General features: G+C 70.5%; 15 protein-coding genes and 1 tRNA gene. 8 read left to right on the top strand and 8 right to left on the bottom strand.

Annotated features, from left to right (window positions below; all coding sequences use genetic code 11):
• Positions 1–100: 100 nt before the first annotated feature.
• The gene (locus tag EBO15_RS00870; protein WP_122192314.1) at positions 101–664 is read right to left on the bottom strand and encodes an XRE family transcriptional regulator; all 564 of its coding nucleotides are present in this window, start codon (positions 662–664) and stop codon (positions 101–103) included.
• A 49-nt stretch (positions 665–713) separates the two neighbouring features.
• Here EBO15_RS00870 and EBO15_RS00865 point away from each other — a divergent pair, with 49 nt between their 5' ends.
• The 4 genes from EBO15_RS00865 to EBO15_RS00850 are packed head-to-tail and all read left to right on the top strand — an operon-like array spanning position 714 to position 3,482.
• Positions 714–1,394 (top strand): B3/B4 domain-containing protein, encoded by a 681-nt coding sequence (locus tag EBO15_RS00865; RefSeq protein WP_233615842.1) that lies wholly within the window; start codon positions 714–716, stop codon positions 1,392–1,394.
• On the top strand, positions 1,394–2,257 hold the full coding sequence (locus tag EBO15_RS00860) for an EamA family transporter (RefSeq protein WP_122192313.1): 864 nt from the start codon (positions 1,394–1,396) through the stop codon (positions 2,255–2,257). The genes EBO15_RS00865 and EBO15_RS00860 overlap by 1 nt, the downstream gene beginning before the upstream one ends.
• Positions 2,258–2,308: 51 nt before the next feature.
• The gene (locus tag EBO15_RS00855) at positions 2,309–2,947 is read left to right on the top strand and encodes a class I SAM-dependent methyltransferase (protein ID WP_233615841.1); all 639 of its coding nucleotides are present in this window, start codon (positions 2,309–2,311) and stop codon (positions 2,945–2,947) included.
• 31 nt (positions 2,948–2,978) lie between these two features.
• A complete protein-coding gene (locus EBO15_RS00850) occupies positions 2,979–3,482 on the top strand; it encodes a hypothetical protein (protein ID WP_122192311.1) in 504 nt (167 codons plus the stop codon).
• Positions 3,483–3,499: 17 nt separating this feature from the next.
• Here EBO15_RS00850 and EBO15_RS00845 read toward each other — a convergent pair whose 3' ends face one another.
• The 7 genes from EBO15_RS00845 to EBO15_RS00815 form a co-directional block, all read right to left on the bottom strand.
• On the bottom strand, positions 3,500–4,033 hold the full coding sequence (locus EBO15_RS00845; RefSeq protein ID WP_122192310.1) for a GNAT family N-acetyltransferase: 534 nt from the start codon (positions 4,031–4,033) through the stop codon (positions 3,500–3,502).
• 13 nt (positions 4,034–4,046) lie between these two features.
• Positions 4,047–5,396, bottom strand: coding sequence for a cytochrome P450 (locus EBO15_RS00840; RefSeq protein ID WP_147481333.1), 1,350 nt, complete (start codon positions 5,394–5,396; stop codon positions 4,047–4,049).
• A gap of 525 nt (positions 5,397–5,921) precedes the next feature.
• A tRNA-Ser gene (locus EBO15_RS00835) sits at positions 5,922–6,009 on the bottom strand.
• Positions 6,010–6,019: 10 nt separating this feature from the next.
• Entirely contained in the window at positions 6,020–6,457 is a 438-nt protein-coding gene (gene tadA, locus EBO15_RS00830; RefSeq protein WP_122192375.1) for a tRNA adenosine(34) deaminase TadA, read from the bottom strand.
• Between the two features lie 79 nt (positions 6,458–6,536).
• On the bottom strand, positions 6,537–6,974 hold the full coding sequence (locus tag EBO15_RS00825; protein ID WP_122192308.1) for a tRNA adenosine deaminase-associated protein: 438 nt from the start codon (positions 6,972–6,974) through the stop codon (positions 6,537–6,539).
• 66 nt (positions 6,975–7,040) lie between these two features.
• A complete protein-coding gene (locus tag EBO15_RS00820; protein ID WP_122192374.1) occupies positions 7,041–7,526 on the bottom strand; it encodes a tRNA adenosine deaminase-associated protein in 486 nt (161 codons plus the stop codon).
• A 272-nt stretch (positions 7,527–7,798) separates the two neighbouring features.
• Positions 7,799–8,206, bottom strand: coding sequence for a hypothetical protein (locus EBO15_RS00815; protein ID WP_122192307.1), 408 nt, complete (start codon positions 8,204–8,206; stop codon positions 7,799–7,801).
• Positions 8,207–9,246: 1,040 nt separating this feature from the next.
• Between EBO15_RS00815 and upp the strand changes: the two genes are divergently transcribed.
• From upp to EBO15_RS00800, 4 genes are all read left to right on the top strand, one after another.
• On the top strand, positions 9,247–9,885 hold the full coding sequence (upp, locus tag EBO15_RS00810) for a uracil phosphoribosyltransferase (protein ID WP_026412343.1): 639 nt from the start codon (positions 9,247–9,249) through the stop codon (positions 9,883–9,885).
• Positions 9,886–11,092: 1,207 nt separating this feature from the next.
• A complete protein-coding gene (locus tag EBO15_RS00805; protein ID WP_122192306.1) occupies positions 11,093–11,350 on the top strand; it encodes a hypothetical protein in 258 nt (85 codons plus the stop codon).
• A gap of 170 nt (positions 11,351–11,520) precedes the next feature.
• The gene (locus EBO15_RS43975) at positions 11,521–11,679 is read left to right on the top strand and encodes a hypothetical protein (RefSeq protein WP_158628090.1); all 159 of its coding nucleotides are present in this window, start codon (positions 11,521–11,523) and stop codon (positions 11,677–11,679) included.
• Positions 11,680–11,687: 8 nt separating this feature from the next.
• Positions 11,688–12,215 carry a PH domain-containing protein gene (locus tag EBO15_RS00800; protein ID WP_026412341.1) on the top strand — a complete coding sequence of 176 codons (528 nt, stop codon included), beginning with the start codon at positions 11,688–11,690 and terminating at the stop codon, positions 12,213–12,215.
• Positions 12,216–12,469 lie beyond the last annotated feature (254 nt).

Genomic DNA, 12,469 nt, shown 5'->3' with positions numbered 1-12,469 from the left:
CCCGTCGAAGGATCATCAACGGTCCGGGGGCGTCTTGACAAGCGTCCCCCACCTCGTCAACGTGTGAGCCGCTTTGGCCCGTTCCAGCGGATCCGGACGGTTACAAGTCCTGTACCGCGAGGATGAAGCGCACTGTCTCGGAGGTGTCGTTTCCGTAGCCGTGCGTGCGGTCGCCGGGGAAGAGCGCGGCGAATCCTGTGGGGACGGGCTCGGCGAAGCCGTCCACGTAGAGGGTGAGCGTGCCGGTCTCGACGTGCACGATCTCCTTCGTGCCGGGCTTGTGCGGCTCGCTTTCGCGCAGTTCGCCGGGCCGCAGCTCCCAGCGCCACAGTTCCAGGGTCGGGCCGGGGTCGGTGCCCGCGAGCAGCGTTCCGGTGCCGCCCGACTCGCCCTCCCACAGGACGACCTGCCGTCCGGGCGAGACCAGCCGGATCGGCGGTTCCTCGGCCACCTGCACCAGCCGGACGAGCGGGACGCCGAGCGCGTCCGAGACCCGGATGAGCGTGCCCAGGTTGGGGTTGCCGCGCGCCTGTTCCAGGTTGACCAGCACGCCCTTGCTGACACCCGCGCGTTCGGCGAGCTCGTCCAGGCTCCAGCCGTGTCCGGCGCGCAGCGTCCTGACGGTCCGCGCGACGGCGCCGCCGACCGCCTCCTGTTCGCTCATCGCGTCACCCTACCGTCGGTCGTTCTAGTGATATACATGGTTCACTGAAATGACCGAAGGGGTGCTCGTCATGCTGGAACGGATCGTCGTCGACACCGCGGTACGCGAGCTGCGTCCCGACTTCGCGGTGCTCCTCATGTCCGCGGAAGGCCTGGTCAACGGCCCCTCGGGCGCCGCGTCCGAGGGATGGCTCAAGACCGCCGGGGCCGTCGCCGACCCGTCCGACCCGCATGTCGGGGCATGGCACGAGGCGTACACCGCGTTCGGCGCCAAGCCCAAGCGCACCCGCCCGTCCGTGGACGCCCTGCTCCGCCGTGCCGACTCCCTGCCCGCCATCAACCAGGTCGTGGACGCCTACAACGCCGTCAGCGTCGAGTACGCCCTGCCCATCGGCGGCGAGGACCTCGACACCTACGAAGGCCCGGCCCGCCTCGTGCGCGCGCGTGGAGACGAGCCCTTCGACGTCATCGCCAACGGCGAACCGGCCGTCGAGCACCCGTCCGAGGGCGAGGTCATCTGGCGGGACGACAAGGGCGTGACGTGCCGCCGCTGGAACTGGCGTCAGTGCGTCCGCACCCGCATCACCGAGAACACCAAGAACGCCCTGTTCCTGTTCGAACGCCTCGAGCCGTATCCGATCGACCGCCTCCGCGCGGCGGGCGACGCCCTCGCCGACCACCTCCGCGCGATCTCCCCGGAGGTCCGGATCGCCACCCGGCTGCTCGACTGATGGTGACGATCCTCGCGCTGGGGGCCGCGCTGGCCTACGGCGTCGCCGACTTCCTCGGCGGCACGGTCACCCGGCACTCCAGCACGCTCAAGACGCTGCTCTGGTGCGTCCCGGCCGGACTCACCGTCCTGTTCGTGTCCGCGCTGCTCACCGGCCGCGCCCCCACGTCCGCCTCACTGGCCTGGGGATTCACGGCGGGGGTCGCGGGCGGAGCGGGCCTGATGACCTTCTACAGGGCGCTCGCCCGGGGCCCGATGTCGGTGGTCGCGCCCGTCTCCGCCCTCGCGTCCGCGCTCCTGCCGATCGCGGTCGGCGTCGCGCGCGGCGAACGCCTCGACGCGACCGTCCTCACCGGCGTGCTGATCTGCCTCATCGCGATCGGCCTGGTCAGCATGGAGAAATCGGACGCCCGGTCCGAGCGGTCCGGCGGCCGCCTCGACAACGGACCGCTCATGGCGCTCGTCTCCGGCGTCTGCTTCGGCCTCTTCTTCACCCTGATCAAGTCCGCCGGGACCGGCGGCGGGCTCTGGCCCCTCGTCGCGGCCCGCGCCGGCAACCTCGCCATCGTCGCGGTCGCCCTCGCCGTGGTCGTCGCGCGCGGCGGAACCCCCGGGACGAGCGTCTCAGGCCGCCGCCTCATCGGCCTCGCGCTCCTCTCCGGCAGCCTCGACGCGGCCGCGAACGCCCTGTACTACCTCGCGGTGAACAGCGGTCTCCTCAGCCTCGCGGCCGTCCTGACCTCGCTCTACCCGGCGATCACCGTCCTGCTCGCACGCATCGCCTTCAGCGAGCGCCTCCGCACCGTCCAGCGCCTCGGCCTCGCCCTGGCCGCGACCGGTGTGACCCTGGTCACCATCGGCTGACTTCGCGACGGCCGGGCGGTCATGATCGTCCGGCCCCTAGAGTGGACGGCCGTGCCCGATTCTTCCTCTTATGTCAGCGCCACCGCGGACGCCTACGACGCGGTCGCCACCCTGTACACCGAGTTCGTCCAGGGCGCCCTCGACGACCAGCCGCTCGACCGGGCGGCGCTCGCCGCCTTCGCCGACCTCGTCCGCGCGTCCGGCAACACGGCCGCCGCCGAGGTCGGCTGCGGCCCCGGCCACATGACCGCCCACCTGCGCGACCTCGGCCTCTCCGCCTTCGGCCTCGACATCGCCCCCGCGATGATCGACATCGCCCGCGCCGCCCACCCCGGCCTGCGCTTCGACCTCGCCTCCATGGACGCCGTCGACGCCCCCGACGCGTCCCTCGGCGGCGTCCTGTCCTGGTACTCGGCGATCCACACGCCCCCGGCGGAGCTCCGGCCCTACCTGGACGAGTTCCACCGCGTCCTGGCCCCCGGCGGCCACCTCCTGCTCGGCTTCTTCGAGGCCGAGGGCCCGGACGTCCTCCCGTTCGACCACAGGGTCGCCCCCGCCTACCGCTGGCCCCTCGACGTCCTCGCCGCGCGAGCCGCCGAGGCCGGGTTCACCGAGGTGGGCCGCATGCGCCGCGAACCGGCGTCCAACGAGCGCCACCGCCAGGGCCGCCTCATCCTCCGCCGCTCCTGATCAGCGCGGGCACCGACCGGAAGGCGGACGCATGTCCCTGACGACCCAGGCCGCGCTCACCGTGCTGCCCGTGACGGCCGGTGCCCTCATCGGATTCGTCCCCGCCTACCTGATGGAGCGGCGCCGCGAACGCGAAGCCCTCAGGAAAAGGTGGGACGAGCCGATGCACCAGCTCTGCTCCGAAACCGTGGTGCGCGTCAGAAAGATCCTCCACGGACGCAACAGGGTCAAGCACGCGGGAGCCGACCGCGACGCCGTCCTCCACGAAATGGAGGACGAATACCACGAGCTCCGCCTGCTCGTGGAACAGATCAGGCTTCTGGGAACTAGGGACCTCCAGGTCGCGGCACGCATGATGCTCCGCCACTCCTATGCCGTCCTGGCCGAGACCCGCGAAGAACCCGACCCGAGAGCCGACGAATACGCGGAGCCTCCCTACGAACGCCTCGTGGACGCCGTCCAGCGATTCCGCATCGAAGCCCGAAAGCAGCTCAGTGTGGAAACCCCCGAAGAGATCGCCCCGGAAGACCCTTGATTCAACGGCCCTGCCCGTCAATCCGGCTGCGCGGAAGTCCATTGATAAAGCCGCATCAGCTTTCCGTCCTCGAACAACGGGGAAACCCTGACGAAGGTGAACCCATTGGGGATCAGCAAGGTCCGTTCGACATGGTCGATGGCCGGATGCGTCGTCTCCATGCGCACCATGATGATGGGGAATCGCGGGTCATCCTGGACGGCCCCCAAGAGGGCCTCGGTCGCTTCGAGGCCGTAGTTCTCACCCCACCATTGGCGGATCATGAGGCCACTGAGTTCGGGATCGCCGTCCTCGTTGGGTGTCATGCCGCTCAGCCCGACGATCCGGCCGTCGCTGCGTCGTACGACGGTCGCCATCGAGTAGCCGAGCCGGCGGTGCTGATCAGCCCAGCGGTCCAGACGGTCGGCGGTGAGATCGCGGTTCCAGTTGGCCTGGGTGCCCACGTGCTCCAGCGCGATCGGATCCTCGTACAAGTCCCGTAGATGATCCAGATCGTCGGCTTGGGGCACGCGCAGCACCAGCCGCCGGGTGGTGATCGGAAAGGTCAGCATCGCGGGCCTCCGCTCAGGCGCGGTGGCTGAACACCAGGCGCAGGTCACTGGGGGTCAACGCGCCGGCGGTGGTGAGCCGGAAGGGTTCGGGGGACGGGCACGACAGGCGCAGGGCGCGGGCCGTCAGCGCCACGAGCAGGGTCAACTCGACGCCGGCCAGCGCGGCCCCCGGGCACAGCCGCGGTCCGGCTCCGAAAGGCACATAGCCCCCGGTCGCGGCGGCATCACCGCCGGACGCGGCGTCAGGACACAGCCAACGATCAGGGTCGAACCGCTCCGGATCGGCGTGGTAGCGCTCATCGTGATGGATCAGATAGGGCGAGAGCATGAGCCGGTCACCGGAATCCAGCCGATGCTCGCCCACACGGGTGGACGTCGTCGCGAGTCTCGTGCTCAGCCAGATGGGCGGATAGTGCCGCAGGGTCTCGCGGACGAAGGCGTCGGCGTGGGTCAGCCGGGCCAGATCGGCGGCGGTGATCTTCCTCGGATCGTCGGGGAGCAGGGCGGCCTCGTCGGCGATGCGGTCCGCCAGGTCAGGATGCCGGGCCAGACCCAGCAGGTGCCAACCGCCGGCCCGGGTCGGCTGCTCCTGCGAGGCCAGGAGGATCACCGCCAGCGGAAAGGTGATGTTGACGCCCGGGGGCGTGCCGTGCCGCAGGGACGATTCGATCATGACGCCGAGCAGGTCGGGCTCGGCCGTGCGCCCCTGTCTCAGGCGCTCCTCCATGAGCGCGCCGATCCGCCCGGCCAGGGCGCCAAGCCGGCGCTGAAGCCGCCGGCGGGTCGGGGTCGGCAGGTAGAGGGTGCGGGGCGGAGCGGATTCGCGAGCACGGGCGAGGGCCGCCTCCACGTGCATCAGCGGGGCGGCGTCGACGCCGAAGCAGTAATGCGCGCCCATCCTGGAGAACATCCGCCTGAGCGCGGGCAGCACCGGGACCGCCTGGTCCGTGGGCCAGAGGTCGGCGGTCCGGGCCGCCTCCGTGGCCAGCACCCCGACGGATCGGCTGACGGCACTGTGCCCGAAATGGCTGCGGGCGGGGGCGATGCTGTTGGGCAGGAATGCCCCCGCGGGCAGAGCACGGCGCACTTGGTCGGGGAGCCGGAACATTCCGTCCGGGACCTTGAAGTCCTTTCCGGTGCGCCGGTAGGCCTCCTTCGCCAGTTCGGCACTCGCCGCCACGTACACGTGCGAGGCGAACCGCCAGAAGTCACCATGGCGCGCCGTGCCTTCCGTCAGAAACGCGATCCTGTCGGCCTGGCGTGAGGGGCTTTCCGGTGCACTGACCCGCCGATGAGGACGCATGCCGTCATCCTTGTCGTTCTCTCGACTGAAGCAGCGGCCGCGACCGGCCGCCTTCGCCACGTCGGACTGAAGAATCTCGTTCCCCGGACATCCTTATCCGTAGTAGAACAGGTAGGCGCCGGACTTGATGGCCCGGACCTTGCTCATGAATTTCATCATGATCGGCTGACCTCCCTTCGTTCGTGTCGAGGGACATGTGGGCACCTTTCCGAATACCCGGGATGTGACCTCGATAACTGGCCGAATCAGTGACGCCTTACTCACTCGCGAGGCCCATAAAATAAGGATCGGCGAAGTAATTCCCGCTAAAGGATGACGAAGGCCGTGATACTGCGTTCGCGCATGGCCGCCACCATGGTGGAGAAAGCCGCGCGATCGGTCCCGGCGGCGAGGACGAGGACCCGCGCAGGGGTCGGAACCGCCGCCGCGTCCGCAGGGGCCCGCGACAACGGGACCCCCGACCGAAGCGCAGCCCCAGCCGCCCCTGACCATCCGATCCCCGGGACGACCGAGCCCAGAAAAACGCCGAGGGCGGCACCCGTAGGTGCCGCCCTCGGCGTTTGGCCAGGTCAGGGGCCATCTAGATGGCGGTGGCGGTGGGATTCGAACCCACGGAAGCTTGCACTTCACACGCTTTCGAGGCGTGCGCCCTCGTCCACTAGGCGACGCCACCGCAGGAGAGCCTACCGGACTCTGCGCGATGCGAAGAACTCGATAAGCGGGACGGCGCACTCGTCGGCCAGAACGCCGACGATCACCTCGGGGCGGTGGTTGAGGCGGCGGTCGCGGACGACGTCCCACAGCGAGCCGACGGCGCCGGCCTTCTCGTCGATCGCGCCGTACACGACGCGGTCGAGACGGGCCTGGACGGCCGCGCCCGCGCACATCGTGCACGGCTCCAGGGTCACCACCAGCGTGCAGCCGGACAGCCGCCACGAGCCGAGCGCCGACGCGGCCTCCCGCATCGCGACGATCTCGGCGTGCCCGGTCGGATCGCAGGTCCGCTCACGGTCGTTGTGGCCGCGTCCCAGGACGTCCCCGTCCGGGCTGAGGACCACCGCGCCCACCGGGACGTCTCCGGCCTCCGCCGCGAGACGCGCCTCGTCCAGCGCGAGACGCATGGTCGGCTCGTATTCGCGCGCTGCGTCGTCGGTCGCCGGGATGCCGTACTTCGCGGCCGCGCGCGGCGGCACGGCGTCGTCAGTCACGGAGCCGGTCGAACTCCTCGCCGAAGCCCACCCGCTCGGCGATCGTCAGCAGCGCGTCCCCGGGCAGGGCACGTTCGCCCAGCTCGGCGATCTGCCCCGCGTCCACGCCGAGATCGGTGAGCAGGGACGCGTCGCCGGACGGATCACCGTCAGGCGCGTCCCCGACGAGCGGCAGGAACAGGCCCGCGAGCGGGTCGTCGCGGACGGCGGACACGTACGCGCGCGGCTCGTCGTCACCGTCCAGCCGGACGATCGCGAACCAGTCGTCCTCCTGCTCGACCAGCAGGACCACCGCGTCCCCGTAGGACTCGACGGCGGCCTCGCGCATCTGGTCGGCGATGTCGTCGACGCTCTCGGCCTCGGCGAGGGCGGCCTCGGTCCCCAGCCAGCCCTGGGGTGTCCGGGCGAACACGGCGGCGAAATACGACACCCGTTCATTGTGGACCACGAGGTTCGGCCGGGCACACCCCCGCCCGCCCCCTGGCCCGGGGCGGGGTCAGGCGACGGTGTCGAGGGCGCGTTCGAAGGCGGCGGCGAAGCCCAGGCGCCCGGCGATGCTGAGCAGCATCTCGTCCGGGTACAGCTCGAGGTCGCCGGAGATCGCGCCGATCTCCATCTCGTCCAGGCCCAGGTCGGCGAAGATCGACATGTCGCCGACCGGGAGGACCTGGTCCAGCTCCTCGTCCTCGGGGACGGGGATGTCGAGGTACTCCAGGACCTGCTGGGCGAGCGGCCAGTCCACCGAGGCCGTGACGTCCGACAGGAAGACCATGTCCTCGTCGCCGAGCAGCCGGATCGCCACGAAGAAGTCGTCGCCGACCGAGACCAGCCCGATGGTGCCGCCGAGACTCGGCTGCTGGCGCAGGGCGTGGATCAGCCCGTCCAGGTCCTCGGTCAACGCGACCGGAAGGACCTCGGCCTCCCAGCGTGCGTCCTCGCGGTACACCACGACGGCGAAGTCCGCCGCGTCCACATCCGTCATGTCCACCCCACCGGCGCGCGTGTCCTGCGAGGACGGAACACGGACGTGCCCCTGCTCCTCGCGAACCCCGCCGCCGTGCCGGGCGGGGTGCCTCGGCGCCCGTCCGGGCACCGCGCCGTCCGAATCTACTCGATCCGGCCCCGCCGGGAGTCTCGGATGGCCACCAGGCTCCTGTACCGGGGAGGTTCGAGCGCTCGGCGGGGACGCCAGGACCCCGCCGAGCCTCGATATCCACCGTTTTGATCAGGGACGACGCCGCGAGGGCGGCGAGGTCAGCCGAAGAACCGGAAGGTCTTGCGGCGGAGCGCCGCGTGGATCTGCTTCCGCCTCGCCCGGTGCGGTGTGACCCGTTCGCGCAGCTCGCGGGCCTCGGCGAGCTCCCGCAGGAACCGCGCGCGCCGGCGCAGCCGCTCCCGCGACTCCTCCGGGGTGAGATTCAGCACCCCCGCCTCCTGGGCATCGGCGGCCGCCGACCGCGACGCACCGTCCCCGTCCTCCCCGTTCTCCCCGTCGTCCGGACAGGGCGATGAGGACGCGATGTCCAGATCATCCTCGTCCGCGTACTCGTCTCCTGCCGACGCCGAGCGCGCCCCGTTACGCCAGACGACGCGCTTGCTCTCCGAACGTCTCCTGCGCTCGGCGCCGAGTTCCAGATCCAGATGGGCGACTTTCCTGGCCATGACCCCAGGATCACCGATACTGGACAGTGCACCTGTGCGCCCTGACTCATCCCAGGCCGCCGAAGCACCCCGCCCGGCCCCGTTCCCCGAGGCGCGCCTCGTCCCGCCGGACACAGAGGTCCCCGACCCCCAAGCGTCCCGACCAGCATCGGAATCACCTTCGGCAAGGCCACCGCCACTCACCACAGCCCCCAACCGGCCGCCCGTGCGGATCTCCACCGGGGCGCCCGTCGAGCCTCTCGATCGGCCGCCCGCTCCGGCCTCCTGCCGCGCGTACGCGCCGACCTCCGACCACGCGTTCGTCCCGGACTCAGCCAGATCACCCGCCTCGGCTTCCGGCGGGTCGGTTACTCCGACCCCAGGTCGGCCCTCTGTTCCACCCTCCGACTGGTCGTCGGCTCCAGTCCTCGACAGGCCGCCCGCTACGAAACCTGATCGGGCGGCCCTTCCAGGCTCAGGTGGTTTGTTGGCTTCAGCCTCGCATCGGCTGCCGATGTGGGGCTCCGAGCGGGCACTCGGCCGAGCCTCCAGCGGGGCGCGGACGTCGGCCCCTGGCCGGTCGGTCGCGTCGGGGGCATGGCGCGCGCCTGGTGTGACCTGCGAACGGACGGTGGTCTCGGTGGCGCGGCGAGGGGCCGGCCCGATCTCGGGCCGTGGGGGATGATGCGGCGGCGTGGTCGCCGCTCCGGTGCTCGGGGGGTTCCGATCCGTCTTCGGGGTCCGCGTGCCTCCGGTCGCCAGTTCGCGTTCCGGACGGCCCGACTCGGCACGCGCCGAGCCACGATGCGCTCCGACAGGCGCTCCCGAACTCTCCGTGACGGCCGGGTCCTTCGCGTTCCCGGTGATCACTCCGACACGCGCCCGCGGGCTCTCCTTCCCCTCGGGCGGGTCCGGGGCGGGCTCCCGGACGGGCCGGGGGCCTCCTCTCGGGCGGACTTCACGATCGCTGTCCATATCGGCATGGTGCCCAGCGGTTCGAAGTCCTATCCGCAGGCCGGGCGCGATCTGATCGGCCATCCGGGGTCGGCTACCGTGAGTACATGCAGACCCTCGCCGTCGACCACCCGCTCGTCGCCCACAAGCTGACCACGCTTCGGGACGTGCGCACCGACTCGCCCACCTTCCGCCGTCTGGCGGACGAGCTGGTGACCCTTCTCGCCTACGAGGCGACCCGGGACGTGCGGGTGACCGACGTCACCGTCCAGACCCCCGTGGCCGAGGCCCACGGCGTCCAGCTGGCCAGCCCGAAGCCGCTGGTCGTGCCGATCCTGCGCGCCGGTCTCGGCATGCTCGACGGCATGACCCGCCTCCTGCCCACCGCCGAGGTCGGTTTCCTCGGGATGATCCGGGACGAGGGCTCGCTCCAGGCGCAGACCTACGCCACCCGCCTCCCGGACGACCTGTCCGGCCGCCAGTGCTACGTCCTCGACCCGATGCTGGCCACCGGGGGCACCCTCGCCGCCGCCATCAAGCTCCTGCTCGACCGCGGCGCCCGCGACGTCACCGCGCTCTGCCTGCTCGCGGCCCCGGAGGGCCTGAAGCACCTCGAGGAGGCCGTGGGCAGCATCGACGCCCCGATCCGCGTCGTCACCGCCGCGATCGACGACCACCTCAACGAGCACGGATTCATCATTCCCGGCCTCGGCGACGCCGGCGACCGCCTCTACGGCGTCGTCTGACCCGCCACCACCGAGCACGCGCCGTCCCCGAGCGGCCACGACATACCCCGTGGCCCCAGGGGACGGCCGGCTCCCACCCCGGGGCAACCCACCCCACCCCCCAGCACCACCACCCGCCTCCCCGCTGCTCCCCCGCACCCTCACCTCGCCCGCCCTTGCCGACCCGCGCCGCACAACACGTCGTCCACCGTGGTCAGCGCATGATTGCCGCCGTGAGCGCGACGTAAGACCGCGCGCTTCGCCTCCCGAGCTTGCGGGCTCTGCATACAGGGCGTTCCTGCCCGGAGGCCGTCTCCCTGGGGCTCATCCACAGAAGCCGCGTCGCTCGGTCATGGGCTGGCCCCGATGCCACCAATGTCGGCGCGCTTGTATTGGTCCCGTGGGCGTAACCGCCTCTGCCTCGCTGCCTCCGCGTAGCGCGGTCTGGCTGGGTGGACGTGTTTCGATTTCGCGTGCCGCTTGTGCGTTGGCAGCATCGGCGCGGCGATGAGTCCGGGGTGCCGCCGCCTGGCGTGATAGCGCTGCGTGCGCGAGTGGATGCGGAATGCGCCTGCTCTTGGACTGTGGGGCTGAGGGCCTTGGTGGCCTGCTTTTCGCGTTGGTCGGAACCCGAAGGCAGGGGCGCGATGCGCTCGATTCAGGGCCTTGTCTGCCAGGGCGTGACCTGGATATGGACGGCCTGCCGGGTGCCGGCCTTCCGGCAAGGTATTCAGGTTCGGGCAGGTCGGGGGTCGATATCCGCTGGGCTTGTCGTCGCCTGGGAGTGGTCTGAGGGCGCGGGGGTTTGGGTGCGGCCGAGGCGGGTCGTTGCTGGTGGGGCGGGGTTTGGGGTGGCCATGTGGTTTGCCGGGCCTGGGGTTGTGCGTTGCCTTCTCATGGGCGGTGGTTGGCTGCTGGGCGGGTGAGGCCTGGGGTGTTGTCCGGCGGCCTCGGCGGGTGTGCATTCGCGCGGATCCTTCTTTCGGTGTCTTGGTGTGCATGACGGCTTGGGGTCGGCTATTCATGGCGTGCTCTGGGCCGTGGGGTTGTGTTTGGGCAGGTGGGCGGGGTGGGGCTTCCTGGGGATGGTGATCTTGGTGGTTCGGGGGATGGTCACCATGGGTAGTAATGGATTTACGGAACGTCGAAGGGCGTTCCGCTCCGCCGCTTCGGCATAACGGGGACGGTTCAGGATCGGGGCGGGGGGAGCGAGCTTGGGGGATGCGTCATGGCTCAGCGTCCGGACTCCGAAGCGCCATTCGGCGAGATCGGCGAGCGGCTCGCCCGCGAGTTCTCAGGTGTGCACGATGGACGGACCGTGGAGCGGTGCGTGACCGCCGCGCGGTTCGGGGCGCTCGAGGTGACCGGCGCGGCGTCGCCGGATTTGGTGGAACGCGTCGCGCGTAAGCACCTTCAGGTGCTCGCCGTCGTTGCCGCCGAGAAGAAGCGCCGTTCACCGCGCACCTCACTGGGCAACACCCCCTGACCCTTCCGTCTCCGTCGTCGCTCACCCCACAGAACGAGCGGGCGCCCCGAAACGTTGGGGTCATGTTCTGGTGACACGGCGGTGGAGGCGTCGCGCGAATGCTTTGCCGTGCCTGAACGCTGTGCGAAACTGGCCGAGGGTCTGTGGGTCGTCCGCTCAGGGAGGCATGAGTGCCCGCCAAGAAGTACATCGCCTGGGCAGCCGCCGCGGTCGCGGTGGTCTATCTCGTCCAACAGCCCGACGGTGCGGCGCGCGCGGTCGCCCGCATCGCGGACGGGCTCACGTCCGCCGCGAACTCCGTGGCCACCTTCCTCGACGCGCTCGGCTGAGGTCTCCCATGCGCCTGGTCACGCCCGGTGACTCCGCTCCGGCTTCGGTCAACAAGTACCTGCTCCCGCACGAGACCCAGGTCATCACGGTCCGGCGCCATCCCGCCGTGCTGATGCTGCCGGTCGGGCTCGTCCTCGGCGGCCTGATCCTCGCCGGGGTGCTCAGCAACACGCTGGCCAGCGATGCCGGCACGGTCATCAGCTGGATCTGGTGGGGCTGGCTGATCCTGCTCGCCTGGTTCGTCTGGCGGGTGGCCGAGTGGTCCGTGGACTACTTCGTGATCACCAATCAGCGGATGCTGCTGACCACCGGCCTGATCACGCGCAAGGTCGCGATGATGCCGCTGGCGAAGGTCACGGACATGAGCTTCAAGCGGACCGTCGCGGGCCGGATGCTCGGGTACGGGGAGTTCGTCCTGGAGTCGGCCGGTCAGGACCAGGCCCTCTCGGCCGTCCCCTACCTGCCGTACCCGGAGCAGCTGTACCTGGAGGTCTGCGAGATGATCTTCCCCAACAAGAACGCCTCCGACGACTGATCCCACAGGTGTGATCTACATCACGTACTGACTCGGGTGAGTGCGGCCGTGGTCCCGGGCGGACGGGGCGACACGCCTTGTGGCGTGCGTTTTCTCGGTGACGGGCCCGCGGATCCCCGGAGCGGACGGCGGATCCGGAGGGTCGCGGTCGGGTCTCGCGGGCGTGGTACGGCTTCCGTCCAGGGCGTCCGTCGAGCATGATCTACTGGGTTGAACCGTTATCACCGCCAAAGCCGTATCTAGGGACGACTGGG

The organism is Actinomadura harenae, assembly GCF_003696215.1.
Lineage (GTDB): Bacteria > Actinomycetota > Actinomycetes > Streptosporangiales > Streptosporangiaceae > Spirillospora > Spirillospora harenae.
Note: the sequence above shows the minus strand (reverse complement) of the source record. Positions and strands in the feature narration are given on the sequence as shown.

Excerpts from the sequence above, each read along its gene's own strand:
- EBO15_RS00845 (WP_122192310.1), bottom strand. The coding sequence starts at position 4,033 with ATGCTGACCTTTCCGATCACCACCCGGCGGCTGGTGCTGCGCGTGCCC.
- EBO15_RS00870 (WP_122192314.1), bottom strand. The coding sequence starts at position 664 with ATGAGCGAACAGGAGGCGGTCGGCGGCGCCGTCGCGCGGACCGTCAGG.
- EBO15_RS00815 (WP_122192307.1), bottom strand. The coding sequence starts at position 8,206 with ATGGCCAGGAAAGTCGCCCATCTGGATCTGGAACTCGGCGCCGAGCGC.
- EBO15_RS00800 (WP_026412341.1), top strand. The coding sequence starts at position 11,688 with ATGCGCCTGGTCACGCCCGGTGACTCCGCTCCGGCTTCGGTCAACAAG.
- EBO15_RS00860 (WP_122192313.1), top strand. The coding sequence starts at position 1,394 with ATGGTGACGATCCTCGCGCTGGGGGCCGCGCTGGCCTACGGCGTCGCC.
- upp (WP_026412343.1), top strand. The coding sequence starts at position 9,247 with ATGCAGACCCTCGCCGTCGACCACCCGCTCGTCGCCCACAAGCTGACC.
- EBO15_RS00805 (WP_122192306.1), top strand. The coding sequence starts at position 11,093 with ATGGCTCAGCGTCCGGACTCCGAAGCGCCATTCGGCGAGATCGGCGAG.
- EBO15_RS00865 (WP_233615842.1), top strand. The coding sequence starts at position 714 with ATGACCGAAGGGGTGCTCGTCATGCTGGAACGGATCGTCGTCGACACC.
- tadA (WP_122192375.1), bottom strand. The coding sequence starts at position 6,457 with ATGCGTCTCGCGCTGGACGAGGCGCGTCTCGCGGCGGAGGCCGGAGAC.
- EBO15_RS00850 (WP_122192311.1), top strand. The coding sequence starts at position 2,979 with ATGTCCCTGACGACCCAGGCCGCGCTCACCGTGCTGCCCGTGACGGCC.
- EBO15_RS00820 (WP_122192374.1), bottom strand. The coding sequence starts at position 7,526 with ATGACGGATGTGGACGCGGCGGACTTCGCCGTCGTGGTGTACCGCGAG.